Genomic DNA, 21777 nt, shown 5'->3' on the forward strand with positions numbered 1-21777 from the left:
AGGAGGACGAATCATGAAAAAAAACCTGTTTAAGAAAATTTTATGTTTTACAATTGCATTGCTGATGTTGATGCCGGGAATGCCGGAAAATTTGGTGAGTGCTGCTGAAACGGATGAGAATGGAAATATTCCTTGGGATCAACCGGGCTCTATAAATTTAACAAAGTCAGAAACTAAGGTCGATGATGGAAGGTGGAAGATTGATCTTACCGTAGAAGGTATTAATCTTGAAACCTCTTCTGATATAGTCTTAGTTATTGACAGATCCGGGAGCATGAAAAGTGATGATAAAATGTTGGCAGCTAAAAACGCGGCAAAATCTTTCATTAATTCATTATTGTCAGATGAAAATGACACTGGAACAAGAATTGCCTTAATATCATTTTCCAGTGATTACAGCTATGACGGACAATCATCAAATAGAATTACAGAGCATTCAGGATTTGTTGACTCTTCAGAGAAAGATACATTATTAAGTTATCTTGATGGAGGCAATGATAGTGGTACAATAGTACCGTTTGGAGGCACATTTACACAAGCGGCTCTGAAAAGGGCAGAAGAAATGCTAGATAGTAGTGTTGCTGAGAGTAAAAATATTGTACTTCTAAGTGATGGTCAGCCTACGTATGGATATGCCATGGCAGATGATACAAAATATACTTTACGCTACCCTGGTGGAGATGATCAAAGTTGGAGATATAAGGATAATGGTGACTGGTACAGAGATGTTTATACAGCTTATGAAAATCCAACTAATACCTCATATGAAGATTTTGACTATGATAATTTTGAAGGGACAGGAAATAATCTGAGAGAGTATTTAGAAGATGTATATATATCAATAGTAGGAGGAAACGGCTCGCGTGACAATCCATATCTAAAAAACTATAACAGTTATTATCACAATTCAGGAAATGCCGCAATTTCTGAAGCAAAAATTGCTAAGGATAAAGGCCAAATTATCTACACGATTGGCTTGGATGCAGGTAATTCAGGAAATGCCGTATTAAACTCCATAGCTAGCCCTGATAAAGCATATACTGCAAGTACTCAAGATTTAAATCAAGTTTTTGGAGAAATTGCTGGAAGCATAGCTTATGCCGCATCAGATGCAGTTATAGTAGATCCTATGGGAGATATGTTTGATCTTAAAAAATCTAATCCTCCAACATGGGCGGTTCTAGGAACGCCTGAAGCTGATACTGCTGATGTAGTTATATCGCAAGGAACTATTACGAGTATTACGACTACACAGCCTAATACAATTACATGGAATGTTGGTAACATTGCAGAAGGTTCCCCTGTAACTATGAGCTATTATGTTGATATCAAACCCGAAGCATTACCGGATACGTATTATCCTACTAACGATACAACAACCATAACTTATACAAATGCAAATGGTGATAGTGCAAATAATGATTTTGAAGTTCCGGAAGTGTCGGTTGGTGATACAGGAAGTATAAAGATAATAGCATATTTAGTAGATGAAGATGGTAACCCTATTACAGTAAGCGGATCAATAGCTAGCAGACCTGATTTAGCAGAAAAACTATATGAGAAGAAATATTCTGATAATGGCAGTGAAATTTTGCCATTTGGTTCATATAGTATCAGCAAGGATTATTTGTCTGGCAGTACTGAATTGCTAGGGTATGAATATTTGCAAGAGTCAAGTAACCATGGTGGAAATGAAGATCCATCAAATGTTGTTATTAATGCTGTAAAACAAAACCATACTGTGTATTTTGGGTATGAGGTTGGAAAGTACACAGTAAACTATGAGCCTGGAACCCAGGGAACATTTGAAATACAATCGACTCCAGATTTAGTATATGGAACTGCCACACCTGAATTTGAAGGTGAGACTACAGGAAATCCAGGATATACATTTACAGGATGGAGTCCGGAAGTATTGGCAACTGTAACAGGAAGTGTAACATATACGGCACAGTGGAGCCAGGATAAGTACACAGTAACATATGATCCTGGAACCCAGGGAACATTTGAAGCACAATCAACTCCAGATTTAGTATATGGAACTGACACACCTGAATTTGAAGGTGAGATTACAGGAAATCCAGGATATACATTTACAGAATGGAGTCCGGAAGTAACGGATACTGTAACAGGAAGTGTAACATATACGGCACAGTGGAGCCAGGATAAGTACACAGTAGCATATGAGCCTGGAACCCAGGGAACATTTGAAATACAATCGACTCCAGATTTAGTATATGGAACTGCCACACCTGAATTTGAAGGTGAGACTACAGGAAATCCAGGATATACATTTACAGGATGGAGTCCGGAAGTATTGGCAACTGTAACAGGAAGTGTAACATATACGGCACAGTGGAGCCAGGATAAGTACACAGTAACATATGATCCTGGAACCCAGGGAACATTTGAAGCACAATCAACTCCAGATTTAGTATATGGAACTGACACACCTGAATTTGAAGGTGAGATTACAGGAAATCCAGGATATACATTTACAGAATGGAGTCCGGAAGTAACGGATACTGTAACAGGAAGTGTAACATATACGGCACAGTGGAGCCAGGATAAGTACACAGTAACATATGATCCTGGAACCCAAGGAACATTTGAAGTACAATCAACTCCAGATTTAGTATATGGAACTGACACACCTGAATTTGAAGGTGAGATTACAGGAAATCCAGGATATACATTTACAGAATGGAGTCCGGAAGTAACGGATACTGTAACAGGAAGTGTAACATATACGGCACAGTGGAGCCAGGATAAGTACACAGTAACATATGATCCTGGAACCCAAGGAACATTTGAAGTACAATCAACTCCAGATTTAGTATATGGAACTGGCACACCTGAATTTGAAGGTGAGATTACAGGAAATCCAGGATATACATTTACAGAATGGAGTCCGGAAGTAACGGATACTGTAACAGGAAGTGTAACATATACGGCACAGTGGAGCCAGGATAAGTACACAGTAACATATGATCCTGGAACCCAAGGAACATTTGAAGTACAATCAACTCCAGATTTAGTATATGGAACTGACACACCTGAATTTGAAGGTGAGATTACAGGAAATCCAGGATATACATTTACAGAATGGAGTCCGGAAGTAACGGATACTGTAACAGGAAGTGTAACATATACGGCACAGTGGAGCCAGGATAAGTACACAGTAACATATGATCCTGGAACCCATGGAACATTTGAAGTACAATCAACTCCAGATTTAGTATATGGAACTGACACACCTGAATTTGAAGGTGAGATTACAGGAAATCCAGGATATACATTTACAGAATGGAGTCCGGAAGTAACGGATACTGTAACAGGAAGTGTAACATATACGGCACAGTGGAGCCAGGATAAGTACACAGTAACATATGATCCTGGAACCCAAGGAACATTTGAAGTACAATCAACTCCAGATTTAGTATATGGAACTGACACACCTGAATTTGAAGGTGAGATTACAGGAAATCCAGGATATACATTTACAGAATGGAGTCCGGAAGTAACGGATACTGTAACAGGAAGTGTAACATATACGGCACAGTGGAGCCAGGATAAGTACACAGTAACATATGATCCTGGAACCCATGGAACATTTGAAGTACAATCAACTCCAGATTTAGTATATGGAACTGGCACACCTGAATTTGAAGGTGAGATTACAGGAAATCCAGGATATACATTTACAGAATGGAGTCCGGAAGTAACGGATACTGTAACAGGAAGTGTAACATATACGGCACAGTGGAGCCAGGATAAGTACACAGTAACATATGATCCTGGAACCCAAGGAACATTTGAAGTACAATCAACTCCAGATTTAGTATATGGAACTGACACACCTGAATTTGAAGGTGAGATTACAGGAAATCCAGGATATACATTTACAGAATGGAGTCCGGAAGTAACGGATACTGTAACAGGAAGTGTAACATATACGGCACAGTGGAGCCAGGATAAGTACACAGTAACATATGATCCTGGAACCCAGGGAACATTTGAAGTACAATCAACTCCAGATTTAGTATATGGAACTGGCACACCTGAATTTGAAGGTGAGATTACAGGAAATCCAGGATATACATTTACAGAATGGAGTCCGGAAGTAACGGATACTGTAACAGGAAGTGTAACATATACGGCACAGTGGAGCCAGGATAAGTACACAGTAACATATGATCCTGGAACCCAGGGAACATTTGAAGTACAATCAACTCCAGATTTAGTATATGGAACTGGCACACCTGAATTTGAAGGTGAGATTACAGGAAATCCAGGATATACATTTACAGAATGGAGTCCGGAAGTAACGGATACTGTAACAGGAAGTGTAACATATACGGCACAGTGGAGCCAGGATAAGTACACAGTAACATATGATCCTGGAACCCATGGAACATTTGAAGTACAATCAACTCCAGATTTAGTATATGGAACTGGCACACCTGAATTTGAAGGTGAGATTACAGGAAATCCAGGATATACATTTACAGAATGGAGTCCGGAAGTAACGGATACTGTAACAGGAAGTGTAACATATACGGCACAGTGGAGCCAGGATAAGTACACAGTAACATATGATCCTGGAACCCAAGGAACATTTGAAGTACAATCAACTCCAGATTTAGTATATGGAACTGGCACACCTGAATTTGAAGGTGAGATTACAGGAAATCCAGGATATACATTTACAGAATGGAGTCCGGAAGTAACGGATACTGTAACAGGAAGTGTAACATATACGGCACAGTGGAGCCAGGATAAGTACACAGTAACATATGATCCTGGAACCCATGGAACATTTGAAGTACAATCAACTCCAGATTTAGTATATGGAACTGACACACCTGAATTTGAAGGTGAGATTACAGGAAATCCAGGATATACATTTACAGAATGGAGTCCGGAAGTAACGGATACTGTAACAGGAAGTGTAACATATACGGCACAGTGGAGCCAGGATAAGTACACAGTAACATATGATCCTGGAACCCAGGGAACATTTGAAGTACAATCAACTCCAGATTTAGTATATGGAACTGGCACACCTGAATTTGAAGGTGAGATTACAGGAAATCCAGGATATACATTTACAGAATGGAGTCCGGAAGTAACGGATACTGTAACAGGAAGTGTAACATATACGGCACAGTGGAGCCAGGATAAGTACACAGTAACATATGATCCTGGAACCCAAGGAACATTTGAAGTACAATCAACTCCAGATTTAGTATATGGAACTGGCACACCTGAATTTGAAGGTGAGATTACAGGAAATCCAGGATATACATTTACAGAATGGAGTCCGGAAGTAACGGATACTGTAACAGGAAGTGTAACATATACGGCACAGTGGAGCCAGGATAAGTACACAGTAACATATGATCCTGGAACCCAGGGAACATTTGAAGTACAATCAACTCCAGATTTAGTATATGGAACTGGCACACCTGAATTTGAAGGTGAGATTACAGGAAATCCAGGATATACATTTACAGAATGGAGTCCGGAAGTAACGGATACTGTAACAGGAAGTGTAACATATACGGCACAGTGGAGCCAGGATAAGTACACAGTAACATATGATCCTGGAACCCAAGGAACATTTGAAGTACAATCAACTCCAGATTTAGTATATGGAACTGACACACCTGAATTTGAAGGTGAGATTACAGGAAATCCAGGATATACATTTACAGAATGGAGTCCGGAAGTAACGGATACTGTAACAGGAAGTGTAACATATACGGCACAGTGGAGCCAGGATAAGTACACAGTAACATATGATCCTGGAACCCAAGGAACATTTGAAGTACAATCAACTCCAGATTTAGTATATGGAACTGACACACCTGAATTTGAAGGTGAGATTACAGGAAATCCAGGATATACATTTACAGAATGGAGTCCGGAAGTAACGGATACTGTAACAGGAAGTGTAACATATACGGCACAGTGGAGCCAGGATAAGTACACAGTAACATATGATCCTGGAACCCAAGGAACATTTGAAGTACAATCAACTCCAGATTTAGTATATGGAACTGACACACCTGAATTTGAAGGTGAGATTACAGGAAATCCAGGATATACATTTACAGAATGGAGTCCGGAAGTAACGGATACTGTAACAGGAAGTGTAACATATACGGCACAGTGGAGCCAGGATAAGTACACAGTAACATATGATCCTGGAACCCAAGGAACATTTGAAGTACAATCAACTCCAGATTTAGTATATGGAACTGACACACCTGAATTTGAAGGTGAGATTACAGGAAATCCAGGATATACATTTACAGAATGGAGTCCGGAAGTAACGGATACTGTAACAGGAAGTGTAACATATACGGCACAGTGGAGCCAGGATAAGTACACAGTAACATATGATCCTGGAACCCATGGAACATTTGAAGTACAATCAACTCCAGATTTAGTATATGGAACTGGCACACCTGAATTTGAAGGTGAGATTACAGGAAATCCAGGATATACATTTACAGAATGGAGTCCGGAAGTAACGGATACTGTAACAGGAAGTGTAACATATACGGCACAGTGGAGCCAGGATAAGTACACAGTAACATATGATCCTGGAACCCAAGGAACATTTGAAGTACAATCAACTCCAGATTTAGTATATGGAACTGACACACCTGAATTTGAAGGTGAGATTACAGGAAATCCAGGATATACATTTACAGAATGGAGTCCGGAAGTAACGGATACTGTAACAGGAAGTGTAACATATACGGCACAGTGGAGCCAGGATAAGTACACAGTAACATATGATCCTGGAACCCAGGGAACATTTGAAGTACAATCAACTCCAGATTTAGTATATGGAACTGGCACACCTGAATTTGAAGGTGAGATTACAGGAAATCCAGGATATACATTTACAGAATGGAGTCCGGAAGTAACGGATACTGTAACAGGAAGTGTAACATATACGGCACAGTGGAGCCAGGATAAGTACACAGTAACATATGATCCTGGAACCCAAGGAACATTTGAAGTACAATCAACTCCAGATTTAGTATATGGAACTGGCACACCTGAATTTGAAGGTGAGATTACAGGAAATCCAGGATATACATTTACAGAATGGAGTCCGGAAGTAACGGATACTGTAACAGGAAGTGTAACATATACGGCACAGTGGAGCCAGGATAAGTACACAGTAACATATGATCCTGGAACCCAAGGAACATTTGAAGTACAATCAACTCCAGATTTAGTATATGGAACTGGCACACCTGAATTTGAAGGTGAGATTACAGGAAATCCAGGATATACATTTACAGAATGGAGTCCGGAAGTAACGGATACTGTAACAGGAAGTGTAACATATACGGCACAGTGGAGCCAGGATAAGTACACAGTAACATATGATCCTGGAACCCAGGGAACATTTGAAGTACAATCAACTCCAGATTTAGTATATGGAACTGACACACCTGAATTTGAAGGTGAGATTACAGGAAATCCAGGATATACATTTACAGAATGGAGTCCGGAAGTAACGGATACTGTAACAGGAAGTGTAACATATACGGCACAGTGGTCAGCAAATGACTATAACGTGACCTATGATGGAAACGGAAATACAAGTGGATCAGCACCTGAAGACAGTGCGGATTACAATGTAGGAAACACAGTAACAGTACTTGGTGAAAATACTCTAGCAAGAACAGGATACGAATTCCTTGGATGGAGTACGAATGCCGAAGCAACAACAGCAGATTATGTAGAAGATGCTACATTTACAATGCCAGCAGATGATGTAACCTTGTATGCAGTATGGAGATTAGATTCTGATGCCAAAAGAGAAATCGATGTAATAAAATATTGGATTGATGGTGAAGGGCAGCAGACTCAAAATGAAATTTACAGTATAAAGCCGTTACTAAGGCCGGAAAATATTACACTGAGCTTGGTTGATGAATATGGCAAAGTAGCAGATACAATTACATTGTCGTATGAAAATGGTTGGTTGGGTTCATTCACAGTTCCAATGTATGATGACGACAACAATGAAATTGATTACTCCAAGCACACAGTTGTAGAGGAAGTTCTTGACGGATATATTTCAGTAGTAGAAAACTGGGGTATAAGTGATGGTTTTGGAGTATACAATATTGAAGCTATCAACGTACCTGTAGCAAAGGTATGGGAAGGCCCTGTTGGAAATGAAGTAACAGTTAAATTATTGAAGGCTGAAGGTGAGTCAACAGAATACGAACTCACTTTAAACGCAGACAATGATTGGAACAGTTCGTTTAAGCTGCCTAAGTATGAAAAAGATTTTAGTCCAATAAGTTACTCTGGATACCAGATATCTGAGGTTGCAATGGAAGGCTACAATACTGAAATCAGCGGCAGCATTTATGAAGGCTTTACAGTAACTAACACAGCTCAAGTTGTTGAATACACTGTGAATTACTGGGAAGTTGGAAAAGAAACCCCTATGGAAACAGTTACAAAGAGTGCAATATATGGTACTAAGGTAACTGAAGTTTCTAAGGATTTCTCAGGTTATAACAAGGTAGGTCAAACAGAAAAATCTATAACTTTGGGCATTGATGATAATGTAATTGATTTCTATTATGCAAAGTATGAGGAAATCAAATCCGACAAATTTGTTGTTAATTGGAGCTATGAGCAGGATTTCGGAACCGAAAATTATATAACTGAAGACTCAACCGGAGAAATGGATGATTCTGAAGTAGTACATGATGGTGAAGGAATAGATATCCAGCACTATGTAGTTCTAGGAAATAAAAACGGGTACACATACTTTGATTATGAGAAGCATATCGATACTGTAGAGGTTGAAGAAGTAGTAGACATCACTACAGGCTCGGCTGTAACAGGGTCAGCGGTAACAGGAACAGCCATAAATGTTATAACAACTACAACAATAGATTTATTATATAACATGGATAATGTTAATAGAAATATTGCTGTAACTAAAGTATGGGTGGACGGTCCTTCAAGCAGACCTTCAGTTACAATAAATCTTTTGGCAGATGGTATTAAGGTTGATGAGATTGTTTTAACCAATGGTAATACAAACCATACATTTACGGTTCCTAGATATGATGTTGAAACCGGAGATGAAATAACCTATACTGTCACTGAAAATGCAGTTTCTAATTACAAAGCAAGCATTAATGGCTTTACTGTAACAAATACCTACACCGGCGGCGGTGGCGGTGGTGGAGGCGGAGGAACTCCGACCATCATCGAAGATCCGGAAGTACCGTTGGCGGATCTGGAGAAAAATGACCACTTCGCATATGTTATAGGTTATCCTGACGGAGAAGTTAAGCCTATGGGATTGATAACAAGAGAAGAAGTTGCCATGATTTTCTACAGACTTCTTACAGATGAAAGCAGAAACGAGTTGCTGAGTGATGTGAATCCGTTTACGGATTTGGAAGGCCATGACTGGTCTAACCGTGCGATCTCGACACTGTACAATGCGGGTATAATAAAAGGATATCCGGATGGAACATTCAGACCGTCAGATCCTATATCAAGAGCAGAATTTGCAACTATCGCAGCTAAGTTCGACGAGCTCGAGCTACAAAATACTACGAAATTTACAGACATAACCGGACATTGGGCAGAGAAGTATATAACATCTTCGGAAATCAAAGGATGGATTAAAGGTTATCCAGATATGACATTTAAACCTGAAAAAGATATAACAAGAGCTGAAGCTATGACATTGATAAACAATGTATTAGAAAGAGCAGTTCCTGAAGAAAATATACATCCTGACGCTATGTTCTGGCCGGATATGACAAGTGATGATTGGTACTATGAAGCTGTAATGGAAGCAACCAACAGCCACGACTATATCTATGAAGAAGACAATGATGAGCTTTGGACCGGAATGAAAGCTAATAAAGTGTGGCCATAACAGTTAAATAAAGCATAAGGAGGCTATCTCAAAAAATGAGATAGCCTCTTTTTTATTGTCAAATGACCTATTTTATAAATAGAAAATTATTGAAACAAAAAATGTGGCGTTTAAGTACTTTAAAAAAAGGGTATAACATATCTTAGCAAAACTTTATGAAATCTTTAGGAGGAAATATGTTATCTAATAGTGAAAAGTCGAAGGTATACAAATGGAAGTGTACAGTATGCGGTGAAATAGTTGAAGGTGTTGAACCGCCTAAGACCTGCCCGGTGTGCGGTGTAGGCCCTGAATACTTTGTAAAGCTTGAAGATACTGAGGATGATACGTTGGTCGAATCAAGTAGCGATGAAAAAATTGTCATTATAGGTGCTAGCGGTGCCGGAATGAGCGCTGCTGCTGAGATAAGAAAAAGAAATAATAAGTGCGAGCTTACAATTATTTCTAAAGAGGATGTGAAGGGATACTACAGACCTCAGCTTTCCAAGATGCTGGGCAATGAAAGCATAGATGTAGGATCGCTAGAGATTAAAAATGATAAATGGCTTAAGGAGAACAATGTTAAGCTATTATTGAATAAACTAGTAGCACACATTGATGTTAAGAATAAAAAAGTAATTATGAATGATAAAGAAGAGTTGGATTATACTACTCTGATAATAGCATCTGGTGCAGAGGTATTCGTGCCTCCTTTTGCAGGAAGAGATAAAAATGGTGTGTTTACATTAAGATATGCAAAAGACAGCAAGGCTATAAGAGAATATGCAAAGGATAAAAAGACAGGAGCTGTTATAGGTGGAGGGGTTCTTGGACTTGAAATTGCAAACGAGCTGAAAAATTTAGGGCTTAATGTGACGGTTGTTGAGGTTGCAGACAGAATTCTTCCAAGACAACTTGATCCGGAGGCTTCCAAAATTTTAGAGGACATTGTAAAAAAAGCGGGAATAGTTTTTAAAAAAGGTATTGGTACAAAGGAAATTACCGGAGATAGTATGGTAAAAGGAATCCTTTTGGACAACGGTGAAACTGTAGACGCCGATGTTGTGGTTGTTTCAACAGGTGTAAGAGCAAACAGCAGTATAGCGGAAGAAAACGGAATTGAAATTAAAAGGGCAATAGTCGTAAACAATAAAATGGAAACAAGTGTTGATCGCGTGTATGCTTGCGGAGATTGCGCAGAGTATGACGGGATAAATTATGCACTTTGGAGTGAAGCAATTGAACAAGGGAAAACAGCAGGCATTAATGCAGCAGGCGGAAACTACATATACAATACAATTATCCCTTCAACAACACTGAATGCTTTTGGAACTAAGGTGTTTTCAATAGGAGATGTTGGATCTGATCCTAATACTGAATATGAAACTTATGAGGAATTTGATGGAAATAATTTCAAAAAACTTTATTTCAAAAACAAAATTCTGGCAGGAGGAATACTCATAGGAGATACCTCTAAAACTGTTGCTTTGACAGAAGGATTTGAAAAAAGCAAAAATATGGAAGAAATGATAGAAAAAATAAAATCATAATTTTATAACAATGCTATATAGAAATGCATGGACATATTCATAAACCATGCATTTTTTTTATTTTCAAAGACAGGTTATGACAAAATATTTTTGTTAAGTACATTATAATGAATATCATAGTTGCTTAAATAAACATGCGGTTCTACCAGCTATTTTTATTTTATTACAGGCGGAATACCTCTCTTTCGCCTGTAATGTATCAATAAGAGTTATTTATGGGAGGTAAGTAAACTACCACTATTAATAACTATGCGAGGTATATATGGTTTATTATGTTGAATATGTCTTCGCTGAAAATTTTCTAATTGATTTTATACTGCTGTTTATTACAGGTAAGCTTATTAAGAAAGTAATTGTCTATAAGAGGCTGGTTGCCGCATCTATTGTAGGCGCGGCATATGTTATATTGGCAGCCTATATTAGCAAAGATTTCATGATCGGATTTATTGTTAAATTCAGTGTTTCCATTTTGATGTTAACAATAGCATTTGACTCGAAAGGAATTCTTAATACCATCAGGGTTGTGCTTTGTTTTTACATAATATCATTGATAATGGTGGGTGTCATAACTGCCTTATATTATCTGACATATGATAGGTTAACTGTTAATGCAATTATAATATCCTTATTTTTGGGATACATAGCATTGCATTTCTTTTTTAGAGAAGTTAAAAGTAGAATTGATAAAAGCAATTATATGAGAACAGTAACAATAAAAATCGGAGAATGTGAAAAAAATCTAAATGCATTTATAGACACAGGTAATGAACTTGTAGACCCAATGACAGGAAAACCTGTAATGGTAACTAATATTAACAGTATAAGAAATATTTTAGGTGAAGAACTATATAAAGCAATTTTACATTTTTATAATGAAAAAGAATGCAACTATGAAAAACTTTTAAATGAGTATGGCAACAAGAAATTAAAGATAATCAGATATAATACAATCAGCAGCAAGGGAGAAAAGTTGGTTATACTTACTCCAGATAATTTGAAAATTAAAAGTAAGCATGATGAAATTGCTAATGTTAATGCTGTTATTGGAATATATCCTGAAAAAATAAGTCAGAAGGAGGATTACGACGCGTTGTTGTTTAACAAAATACTAGAATGGGAGATGGAACAAAATAATGAGCTTGCTAAATCACGTTAAAGATTTTTTGAAAAAAATATTTAACTTTTTTATAGATAAGCTGGGATTTGCACAGGATGTATTTTACATAGGAGGAAGTGATACACTGCCGCCTCCATTATCCCAGGAAGAGGAAAAGAAAATAATATCTAAACTAAAAGATTCGGAAGATGCCAAGACAATATTAATTGAGCATAATTTACGGCTGGTTGTATACTTGGCCAAGAAATTTGAATCCACCGGTATTAATGTAGAAGATTTAATATCCATAGGAACAATTGGACTTATCAAAGCAGTTAATACATTTAAAGTTGAGAAAAATATAAAACTTGCAACGTATGCTTCAAAGTGTATTGAAAATGAAATTTTGATGCATTTAAGGCGTGTGGGAAAGGCAAAGACAGAAATCTCACTGGATGAACCATTGAATATTGATTGGGATGGAAATGAACTTTTACTGTCTGATATTTTAGGGACTGAAGAAGATATTGTGTTTAAAGATATGGAAAATGAAGTTGATTTAAACCTTTTAAATGACTCAATCAAAAAATTAAATAAAAGAGAATATACAATTATGAAATTGCGTTTTGGGCTTAATAATTCAAAGAGTTTTACACAGAAAGAAGTAGCTGATATGCTTGGAATTTCTCAATCTTACATATCTCGCCTTGAAAAGAAAATACTTAATAGACTAAAAAAGGAAATCAATAAGGCAGTATAAAAAGCATATACCGGGAAATAATTTTTAAGGGGGATAATATTTTTAAAGGGGAAAAACGAAGATGATGAACAAAGTAGTTATATGTGGCGTTAATACTTCTCAATTGCCAACAATCAAGCCATCTGAGATGAGAGGTATGATACAGAAAATACAGGAAGGCGACAATGAGCTTAGAGATCAGTTTATTAAAGGAAATTTAAGATTAGTTCTAAGCGTAATTCAAAGATTTAACTCTAAAAATGAACCTGTTGATGATTTGTTTCAAATCGGTTGCGTTGGTCTGATAAAAGCCATTGATAACTTTGATTTGTCTCTTGACGTAAGGTTTTCTACATATGCTGTTCCAATGATAATAGGAGAAATAAGAAGGTATCTAAGAGACAATAATTCCATAAGAGTTTCCAGATCAATGAAAGATACAGCGTATAAGGCATTGCAGGCCAGAGAACGACTTACATCCGGTAGCTCGCAGGAGCCTACAATAATGGAAATAGCTAATGAAATAGGGGTGGATAAGGAAGATATCATTTTTGCTCTGGAATCTATACAAGAGCCCATATCATTGTTTGAACCCATATATAATGACGGCGGAGACGCACTTTATGTAGTGGATCAGGTAAAAGATGAAAAAAACATAGACGAGAAATGGATTGAGAAAATAACATTGGAGGACAGTATAAATAATTTATCTGACCGTGAAAGACAAATAGTTGACATGCGTTTTTACAAAGGCAAAACACAAATGGAGGTTGCCGAAGAAATAGGCATATCTCAAGCTCAGGTATCTCGTCTCGAAAAATCTGCCTTGACACAGCTTAAAAAAGGGTTTAAGTAGTATAAATTAAATATGAAGGATTTGTGGCAATCATGAATCCTTTTTTATTTGATATGTCATAAATAAAAGAAAGTGTACATACTCTATAAATAAATGGCATTATTTTATAAGGGTGGTGGAAGCGTTGACTAATTACTGGGACTTGATGGAGAAAGATGTTGTTAATATAAAAAATGGTGAAATTATGGGCAGGTTTGACGATGTAGAAATAGATACAAAAGCAGGTAAAATTCAGGCTTTTTACATAGAAGAAGCCGGTAAATTTATGGGGATGCTTGGAAAATCAAAAGCAAAAAGAGTGAAGTGGGAAGAGATATTAAAAATAGGTATGGATGTAGTAATAGTTAATGTTGATGATGATATAAACAACAGGGCGATAAAAGATATGCTTGAATAGGTTTCAAAGTTATAAAATACTTAAAAAATAGAACAACAGGTTTTTCAGGCTGACGAAAAAAAATTATCAGGCTGCTATGAACAATATCCTCACGCACATAGTAAGTATGACAGCAGTATGCTTTGATTTGGCTTAATTTTTCCAACAGCCTGACTTTTCATGTCTTTAATGTATGTTAGTTTATAATTTCTATAATCCTCTTTTTTGTCCATTCTTCTGCTTCTAAAATGGATTCAACAGAATCAATTTCATAAGGCTTGTGTGAAAGCATTACTTTTTCATTAATGTTTCCTATGTCGAGGAAACTTATTTTTTTACTTAGAAATAAGTTGACGCATATTTCATTTGAAGCATTTAGTACTGCAGGCATTGTACCGCCTTCAGCTAATGCGTTAAATGCGAGTTCCAAACATTTAAATGTTTGAATATCTGGTTTTTCAAAAGTCAAATTTCCTATTTCAGTTAGGGAAAGACTTTTGTAGCTGTTATTGACGCGCTCAGGATAAAACAGAGCAAATTGAATTGGAACCCGCATATCAGGCAGGCCAAGCTGTGCGATTGTTGAATGATCTATAAATTCAATTCCTGAATGAATTATACTTTGCGGATGAACGACAACCTCTATTTGTTCAGGTTTAACGTCAAATAAAAACTTAGCTTCAATAACCTCAAGTCCTTTGTTCATTAATGTAGCAGAATCAACTGTTATTTTTTTCCCCATTGACCAGTTAGGGTGTTTTAATGCATCTTCGATAGTTACACTTTTTAAAAATTCGGTGTTTTTTCCTCTGAAAGGTCCGCCTGAGGCTGTCAGAACTATTTTGTTAATTGATTTTTTGTCATTAGCCATCAGACTTTGAAAAATTGCGCTGTGCTCGCTGTCAACAGGGATGATTGGAGAATTATATTTTTTGGCAAGATTCATTATGTAGCTGCCGCCTGTAACCAGTGTTTCCTTGTTTGCCAATGCAATAGTTTTATGTTTTTTTATTGCGGCTGTGGTTGGCCTGAGACCAATCATTCCCGATACAGCGGTTACCAGTATATCGCTTTTGTGAAGTTCTGCAACAGCAATGAGCCCTTCCATTCCATGGACAATTTCAGTCTTTGCATCAGATGGGAGAATGTCTCTAAGATGCATTGCTTTTTCTGGGTTCATTACGCAGCAAATTTCAGGATCAAATTCGATTATCTGTTTTTTAAGAAGCTCTATGTTAGTATTGCCTGATATGGCGCATACTTTAAGCTCATTCGTATGTTCTCTTACAACATCTAATGTTTGTGTTCCTATTGAACCAGTAGATCCAATTATACTTATATATTTCATTTCGGCACCTCATAAACCTAGTAATTAAATATGTTTGAAGTCATTTTATCATAGATTGCAGTCCTTGAAAACCAGAACTTTTAAGCTTACTAAAAAGGTGCTGCACAAAATATTTTTTGTATTAGTTTTGTTTTATTTTAAAAAACACTTGTAATAATTTCAAGAACAGTGTATCATAGAATATTATTAGAAAGACAACGGAGGAAACGATGTTTCAAGCTTATGAAAGTACAAGAAATTCAAATTTAAAATCATCGGCATCTATTGCAGTTCTAAAAGGCATTGCTGATGACGGTGGTCTATATGTAATGAGGAATCTGGAAAGCATAAAAATTAATATAGAAAAACTTAAGGATATGAGTTATAAGGAAATGGCTGAGACTATCCTTAAGGAAATGCTGGATGATTTTTCGAAAGATAAAATTAAAGAATGCGTTGATAAAGCATATACGGGAAAATTTAGTACAGATGAAATTGCACCTGTGGCAAAGGTTGGAGATAATTATATCACAGAGCTATTCCACGGCCCAACGTCGGCATTTAAGGATGTGGCGCTTTCCATACTTCCTCATTTGATGACTGCTTCATATGGGATGAATAATATTAGCAATGAGGTAATAATACTTACTGCAACGTCAGGAGATACAGGAAAGGCTGCACTAGAGGGTTTTAAAAATGTTGATGGAATAAAAATAGCCGTGTTTTACCCTGAAGGTGGAGTGAGCGAAGTGCAGAAGACGCAGATGGTAACACAGGAAGGAAACAATACCTACGTATGTGCAATCAGAGGAAATTTCGATGATGCGCAAACAGGCGTAAAAAAGATGTTTACAAATGAAAGTCTTATATGCGAGCTCAAGAAAAACAACAAAATATTTTCCTCCGCAAATTCTATAAATATTGGAAGGCTGGTTCCTCAAATAGTATATTACTTCTATTCCTATATGAAACTTGTGGAAAGAGGATCAATAAAAATGATGGACAAGGTTAATTTCTCAGTCCCAACAGGAAACTTTGGCAATATATTGGCCGGATTTTATGCAAAAATGCTTGGGCTACCTGTTAACAAGCTAATATGCGGTTCTAATGAAAATAATGTATTATATGACTTTATAAAAACAGGGATTTATGATAGGAACAGGAAATTTTATAAAACAATATCTCCTTCCATGGATATATTAGTTTCAAGCAATTTGGAAAGGCTTTTATACTACATGAGCGGTAAGAATAATGAAGAAGTTAAATCGCTTATGGAACTGCTAAGCACAGAGGGCAGGTATGAAGTGTCTGATAAAATTAAAAAAGAGATAAAAGATTATTTTTATGCTGAATGTGTTTTTGAAAGCGATACTGAAAAGACAATTAAGGAAACATTTGAAAATTACGGTTATCTTCTAGATACTCATACCGCTGTTGCGTACAAAGCACTTGAGGATTACAAGAAAGAAACGAAGGACAAAACTGTAAGTGTAATTATGTCTACAGCAAGCCCTTACAAATTTTCAGGGAGTGTTTATGAGTCTTTGTACGGTAAGTCTGACAAGGATGAATTTGAAATAATGGAGGAACTTTTTAAGAAAACAGGAGTTTCAATTCCCAACAATTTAAGGGGGCTGAAAAACAAGAAGGTAATCCATACAGCAGTGTGTGAAAAGGGAGAAATGGAAGATTTCGTAAAAAAAATAGCAGAATAGAAATTTCGTTATAAATAGCCAGAATAACGATGTTATATGCATTGTTTGTGATTGGCTGCAGCAAGGAGATAAAATGATTAAAGTAACAGTTCCAGCAACTACGGCTAATATGGGCCCAGGGTTTGATACGTTAGGGCTTGCACTTAATATGTACAACATATATAGATTTGAAGAAATAAATGAAGGCCTTATTATTGAAGGCTGCCCGGAAAAATATATAAATGAAGACAACTTAGTCTATAAATCATTTATGATAGCTGCCGAAGAAATAGGCAGAACAGTTAAAGGCCTGAAGGTAAGTATGAATACAAACATTCCTGTTTCAAGAGGCCTTGGAAGCAGCTCTGCATGTATTGTGGGGGGGGTATTTGGAGCGAATGCACTTCTAAAAGGAGGGCTGTCTAAGGATGAACTCTTCAAAATTGCAGTAAATATTGAAGGGCATCCTGATAATATAGCGCCTGCGGTTTACGGCGGACTTACGGCATCAATAATGGATGGTGGAACTCCGTTCAGCATGCATTACAACATTAGCGAGAAGCTAAAATTTTGCGCTGTTATACCAGATTTTGAAACATCTACATGTGAGGCAAGGAAGCTTCTGCCAAAGGATGTACCATTCCAGGATGCGATTTTTAATGTTTCAAGGACGGCAGTGCTTTTAAAAGCATTGGAGGAAGGAAATATTGATGTTATCAATGTTGCATTAAAGGATGTTCTTCATCAGAAATACAGAAAGGCTATGATACATGAGTTTGAAGACGTTGAAAAAATATGCAGGGAAAACGGAAGTTCTGCGTTTTTTATAAGCGGCTCAGGACCGACATTGATGAATATTATTGTAAACTCAGATTTTACAAATGCTATAAAACATAGTATAATGAATTTGAAATATAATTGGGAAATAAAGTATTTATCGGCAGATAAAGAAGGTGTAATAATAGAATATTAATTCAAAATATAAACTCAAGAGGTGGGCATATGTTAAGGAAGTATTTGATAGTAAGCAAGAAAATTTTACCTGATGTTTATGAAAAAGTTATTGAAGCTAGAAATTTGATAAACAACGGAAATGTTAAAGGCATCAGTGAAGCAGTCAAAATGGTCGGTATAAGCAGAAGCACTTATTATAAGTACAAGGATTATGTTTTTTCTCCTTCGGAAAACTCAATTGGAAGAAAGGCTGTCATATCCATGATGCTCAAGCATGAAAAAGGAGTGTTGTCAATTGTGCTAAACTGCATGTCTTCAGAAAATGTCAATATTCTTACAATTAACCAGAGTATTCCCATAAATGGAAAAGCGTCTGTTAATCTGTCTCTGGATATATCTGATATAAGCAGGTCAGTCGATGATGTAATTGCAGAACTCAAGAAGATCAAGGGTGTAAGTGCTGTAAAATTATTATCTATAGAGTAGGAAAATAAAATGTATGGATTAGTTTTAGAGGGCGGAGGCGCCAAAGGTGCATACCACGTCGGTGCTTTTAAAGCGCTGAAGGAGCTTGGCATAGAAATAGGTGGAATAGCTGGAACATCAATAGGTGCCATAAATGGTGCAATGATGGTTCAGGGAGATTACAATTTATTGGAGAAGGTTTGGTACGGCATCAATTCCTATGAATTGTTTGATATAGACGAAAAAGCAATTAAGGATTTGAGAAAGCTTAATCTGCAAGAAATAAATTTTTCATATCTTCTTCATCAGTCCAGAGAAATTTTAAATAATCGAGGGCTGGATACATCTAGGATACGTGAATTGTTTGATACTTATATAGATGAAGATGTTATCAGAAATTCAAAGGTTGATTTTGGAATTGTAACGGTTGATTTAACAGATAAAAAACCTTTGGAGCTTTATAAGGATGACATCCCTAAGGGAAAACTTATAGATTTTTTAATTGCAAGTGCAAATTTGCCTGCTTTCAGAATTGAAGAGATGGATGGCAAAAAATATCTGGATGGAGGATTTTATAATAATCTTCCTATTGGCTTGCTATATAAAAAAGGTTACAAGGATATAATTGCTGTGCGAACAATGGCTATGGGAGTTGTTCGAAGAGTAAGAGAAAAGGACATAAAAATTACATATGTGCAGCCGGCTGAAGGAAGTTTGGGCGGTATGTTAGGAGCGCTGGATTTTAACAGAGAAAAAGCTGATCAGCTCATAAAACTTGGATACTATGATACAATGAAAGTTTTTAAAAAGCTGAAGGGATTTAAATATTACTGCATTCCTCACGAGGGTAGTTTTATAGAGCTGATTCTTAATTATATGTTAACTAACAGAAGCAAGATCGAAAAAATTGCTGAGACACTTGGTTTTGGAGATGCAAGTTTTGATAGGGTTCTGTTCGAAAAAATTATGCCTAGAATTGAAAACATACTTGATATGAAGGGAAGAGCTGATTATGAGGATATATGCATAAGATTTTTCGAATCTATAGCTGAAAAGGTAGGAATAGAAAGGTTTAAGATGTATGATTCATTGGAATTTTTTAATCTGACAATAAAAGCATTCAGAGAAAAGCCAATTAGCTATACGAAAAATTTGCCTTCATTCATTAAACACAATAAAATATTGTCGCTGGCTGTAAAGGAAGACCTTATGGTTGAAATATTCAGCGAACTATTCTTATAAAAAAAGATTCTTCTATCTTGCATCAGAATGGTAAAGCCACTGGAGTAAGTGAAGAATCTTTTTTACATTATTTGAAATAATCAACGATACCATTAGCTATTTTCTGAACCATTATATTCTGAAAACTTCCGTTGTATATATTCATTTCCTCCTGCGGATTGGTCATAAATCCGATTTCAATAAGGGCTGCCGGCGTATTTGTTTCTCTAAGCACTTCATAGTTTCTGTCTAGAATTCCATCTCTATACACTCCGTTAATAGTTACAGCATTAAGATAAATCGCCTTTGCTAGGTCGAATCCGTGAGATGGGCTCTTGTATTTTATTGTGTTGTAGTACGTTGACAGTCCAAAATAATCCTTATTGTCCAGGGCGTTGTGGTGTATTGACAAAAGTATGTCTGTACCAAGAGTATCTGCCATTTTTCCTCTTTCTTTGTTTGTTATGTAGTAATCTCCCGTTCTTGTTAAGTAGACTTTTGCTCCCATATTTTCCAAAACTGCTTTCAAATTTACCGCAACTTCAAGATTAATATACTTTTCATATTTTCCAGAATAACTTATTGCTCCGGGATCTTTTCCGCCGTGACCGGGATCAATTAGAATGGATTTTCCAGCCAGCGGATTTACCTCGTTTAAGTAATAGGAGTAGCACCACCCAACTATACCGTTTTCTGAAATGATTTTATTCCACCCGTTTTCTTCCCCAACTATTTTTACTATGGAGCCTTTACTTAGCACGTCTGCTACTTCGTGTTCCATGGAAGGGCCTGATCTGATATTCAAATCATCTGTGGTTCTTTTGTATTCCATATTACTTTCGGAATAATAATTTTTGTTGTAAGTTGTGAGCCAGCCGGCTACATATCCGGTTGTCCCTTCTGGAGTTTTTATCTGGAACCATCCATTTTTTTCAGAGATTACTTCGTATGAGTCATATCTGTTTCCCGTTGCAATTACACTGCTGTTTGTACTTGCTTTGTCACGAATGTTAATTTTGTCATACAGCAGGTATATTTGAGAAGACGCCTCATATTCTATGTCAGTAAGCCAGCTTGCCACATAACATTCTTCTTCATTAAATTCTATTATATGCCAGCTGTGATATGTATCTATGTATTTTGCCTTTTCTCCCGGTACAAGTTGTCCGACATTTTCGGAAAGTGTTGTGGCAGATGTGCGAACATTTACTTTATAAGAGGTATTGTTAACAACATATTTTTCCGCAGGTACGGTAACGAAATATTTTTCAATCCATCCCTCAGTTCCCGAGTCTGTTTTTACATTGTACCAATCGTTTTTTTTATCTATAATTTTGAGCTTAGTGTTTAAGTCCAATGCTTTTGTGACGGCTGATGTGTAATCAGTATTTTTGTACAGCGCAATGCCATTAATGTTCGTATAGCCAACCTGCATCGCATAAGCAGTAGAAATGGAAAGAATAGAAATGATGATAATCGTGAACAGTGTTTTTTTCATGCCGACCCCCTTTGTGTATATTCATAATAACATTATACTAACATTTTTCGACAAGTTATCCGTTACAGTATTA

Annotated in this window: 12 protein-coding genes; 10 read left to right on the forward strand and 2 right to left on the reverse strand. The window is 36.7% G+C overall.

Features of this window, described 5'->3' with window-relative positions; all coding sequences use genetic code 11:
* Positions 1 to 13: 13 nt before the first annotated feature.
* The 6 genes from ACS3UD_RS03035 to ACS3UD_RS03060 all read left to right on the forward strand — a co-directional run bounded on the left by ACS3UD_RS03035 (position 14) and on the right by ACS3UD_RS03060 (position 14566).
* Positions 14 to 9949 carry an InlB B-repeat-containing protein gene (locus ACS3UD_RS03035; protein WP_440977730.1) on the forward strand — a complete coding sequence of 3312 codons (9936 nt, stop codon included), beginning with the start codon at positions 14 to 16 and terminating at the stop codon, positions 9947 to 9949.
* 176 nt (positions 9950 to 10125) lie between these two features.
* Positions 10126 to 11478 carry an FAD-dependent oxidoreductase gene (locus ACS3UD_RS03040; protein ID WP_308137822.1) on the forward strand — a complete coding sequence of 451 codons (1353 nt, stop codon included), beginning with the start codon at positions 10126 to 10128 and terminating at the stop codon, positions 11476 to 11478.
* Positions 11479 to 11740: 262 nt separating this feature from the next.
* Positions 11741 to 12634: a sigma-E processing peptidase SpoIIGA gene (locus ACS3UD_RS03045; protein ID WP_308137821.1), complete on the forward strand. Its 894-nt coding sequence runs from the start codon at positions 11741 to 11743 to the stop codon at positions 12632 to 12634.
* A complete protein-coding gene (sigE, locus tag ACS3UD_RS03050) occupies positions 12612 to 13334 on the forward strand; it encodes an RNA polymerase sporulation sigma factor SigE (protein WP_308137820.1) in 723 nt (240 codons plus the stop codon). The genes ACS3UD_RS03045 and sigE overlap by 23 nt, the downstream gene beginning before the upstream one ends.
* A 61-nt stretch (positions 13335 to 13395) precedes the next feature.
* Entirely contained in the window at positions 13396 to 14169 is a 774-nt protein-coding gene (gene sigG / locus ACS3UD_RS03055; protein WP_308137819.1) for an RNA polymerase sporulation sigma factor SigG, read from the forward strand.
* Between the two features lie 124 nt (positions 14170 to 14293).
* Entirely contained in the window at positions 14294 to 14566 is a 273-nt protein-coding gene (locus tag ACS3UD_RS03060; RefSeq protein WP_308137818.1) for a YlmC/YmxH family sporulation protein, read from the forward strand.
* A gap of 175 nt (positions 14567 to 14741) precedes the next feature.
* Here ACS3UD_RS03060 and ACS3UD_RS03065 read toward each other — a convergent pair whose 3' ends face one another.
* On the reverse strand, positions 14742 to 15893 hold the full coding sequence (locus ACS3UD_RS03065) for a 1-deoxy-D-xylulose-5-phosphate reductoisomerase (protein ID WP_308137817.1): 1152 nt from the start codon (positions 15891 to 15893) through the stop codon (positions 14742 to 14744).
* A 209-nt stretch (positions 15894 to 16102) separates the two neighbouring features.
* Between ACS3UD_RS03065 and thrC the strand changes: the two genes are divergently transcribed.
* The 4 genes from thrC to ACS3UD_RS03085 all read left to right on the forward strand — a co-directional run bounded on the left by thrC (position 16103) and on the right by ACS3UD_RS03085 (position 20227).
* Positions 16103 to 17587 carry a threonine synthase gene (thrC, locus tag ACS3UD_RS03070; RefSeq protein ID WP_308137816.1) on the forward strand — a complete coding sequence of 495 codons (1485 nt, stop codon included), beginning with the start codon at positions 16103 to 16105 and terminating at the stop codon, positions 17585 to 17587.
* 73 nt (positions 17588 to 17660) lie between these two features.
* Complete coding sequence (thrB, locus tag ACS3UD_RS03075; RefSeq protein ID WP_308137815.1) at positions 17661 to 18539, forward strand: homoserine kinase; 879 nt, start codon at positions 17661 to 17663, stop codon at positions 18537 to 18539.
* Positions 18540 to 18568: 29 nt separating this feature from the next.
* Positions 18569 to 19006 carry an ACT domain-containing protein gene (locus tag ACS3UD_RS03080; RefSeq protein ID WP_308137814.1) on the forward strand — a complete coding sequence of 146 codons (438 nt, stop codon included), beginning with the start codon at positions 18569 to 18571 and terminating at the stop codon, positions 19004 to 19006.
* Between the two features lie 9 nt (positions 19007 to 19015).
* Complete coding sequence (locus ACS3UD_RS03085) at positions 19016 to 20227, forward strand: patatin-like phospholipase family protein (RefSeq protein ID WP_308137813.1); 1212 nt, start codon at positions 19016 to 19018, stop codon at positions 20225 to 20227.
* A 67-nt stretch (positions 20228 to 20294) separates the two neighbouring features.
* Here ACS3UD_RS03085 and ACS3UD_RS03090 read toward each other — a convergent pair whose 3' ends face one another.
* Entirely contained in the window at positions 20295 to 21704 is a 1410-nt protein-coding gene (locus ACS3UD_RS03090; RefSeq protein WP_308137812.1) for an N-acetylmuramoyl-L-alanine amidase, read from the reverse strand.
* Between the last annotated feature and the right edge of the window lie 73 nt (positions 21705 to 21777).

The organism is Sedimentibacter sp. LTW-03, assembly GCF_052059825.1.
Lineage (GTDB): Bacteria > Bacillota > Clostridia > Tissierellales > Sedimentibacteraceae > Sedimentibacter.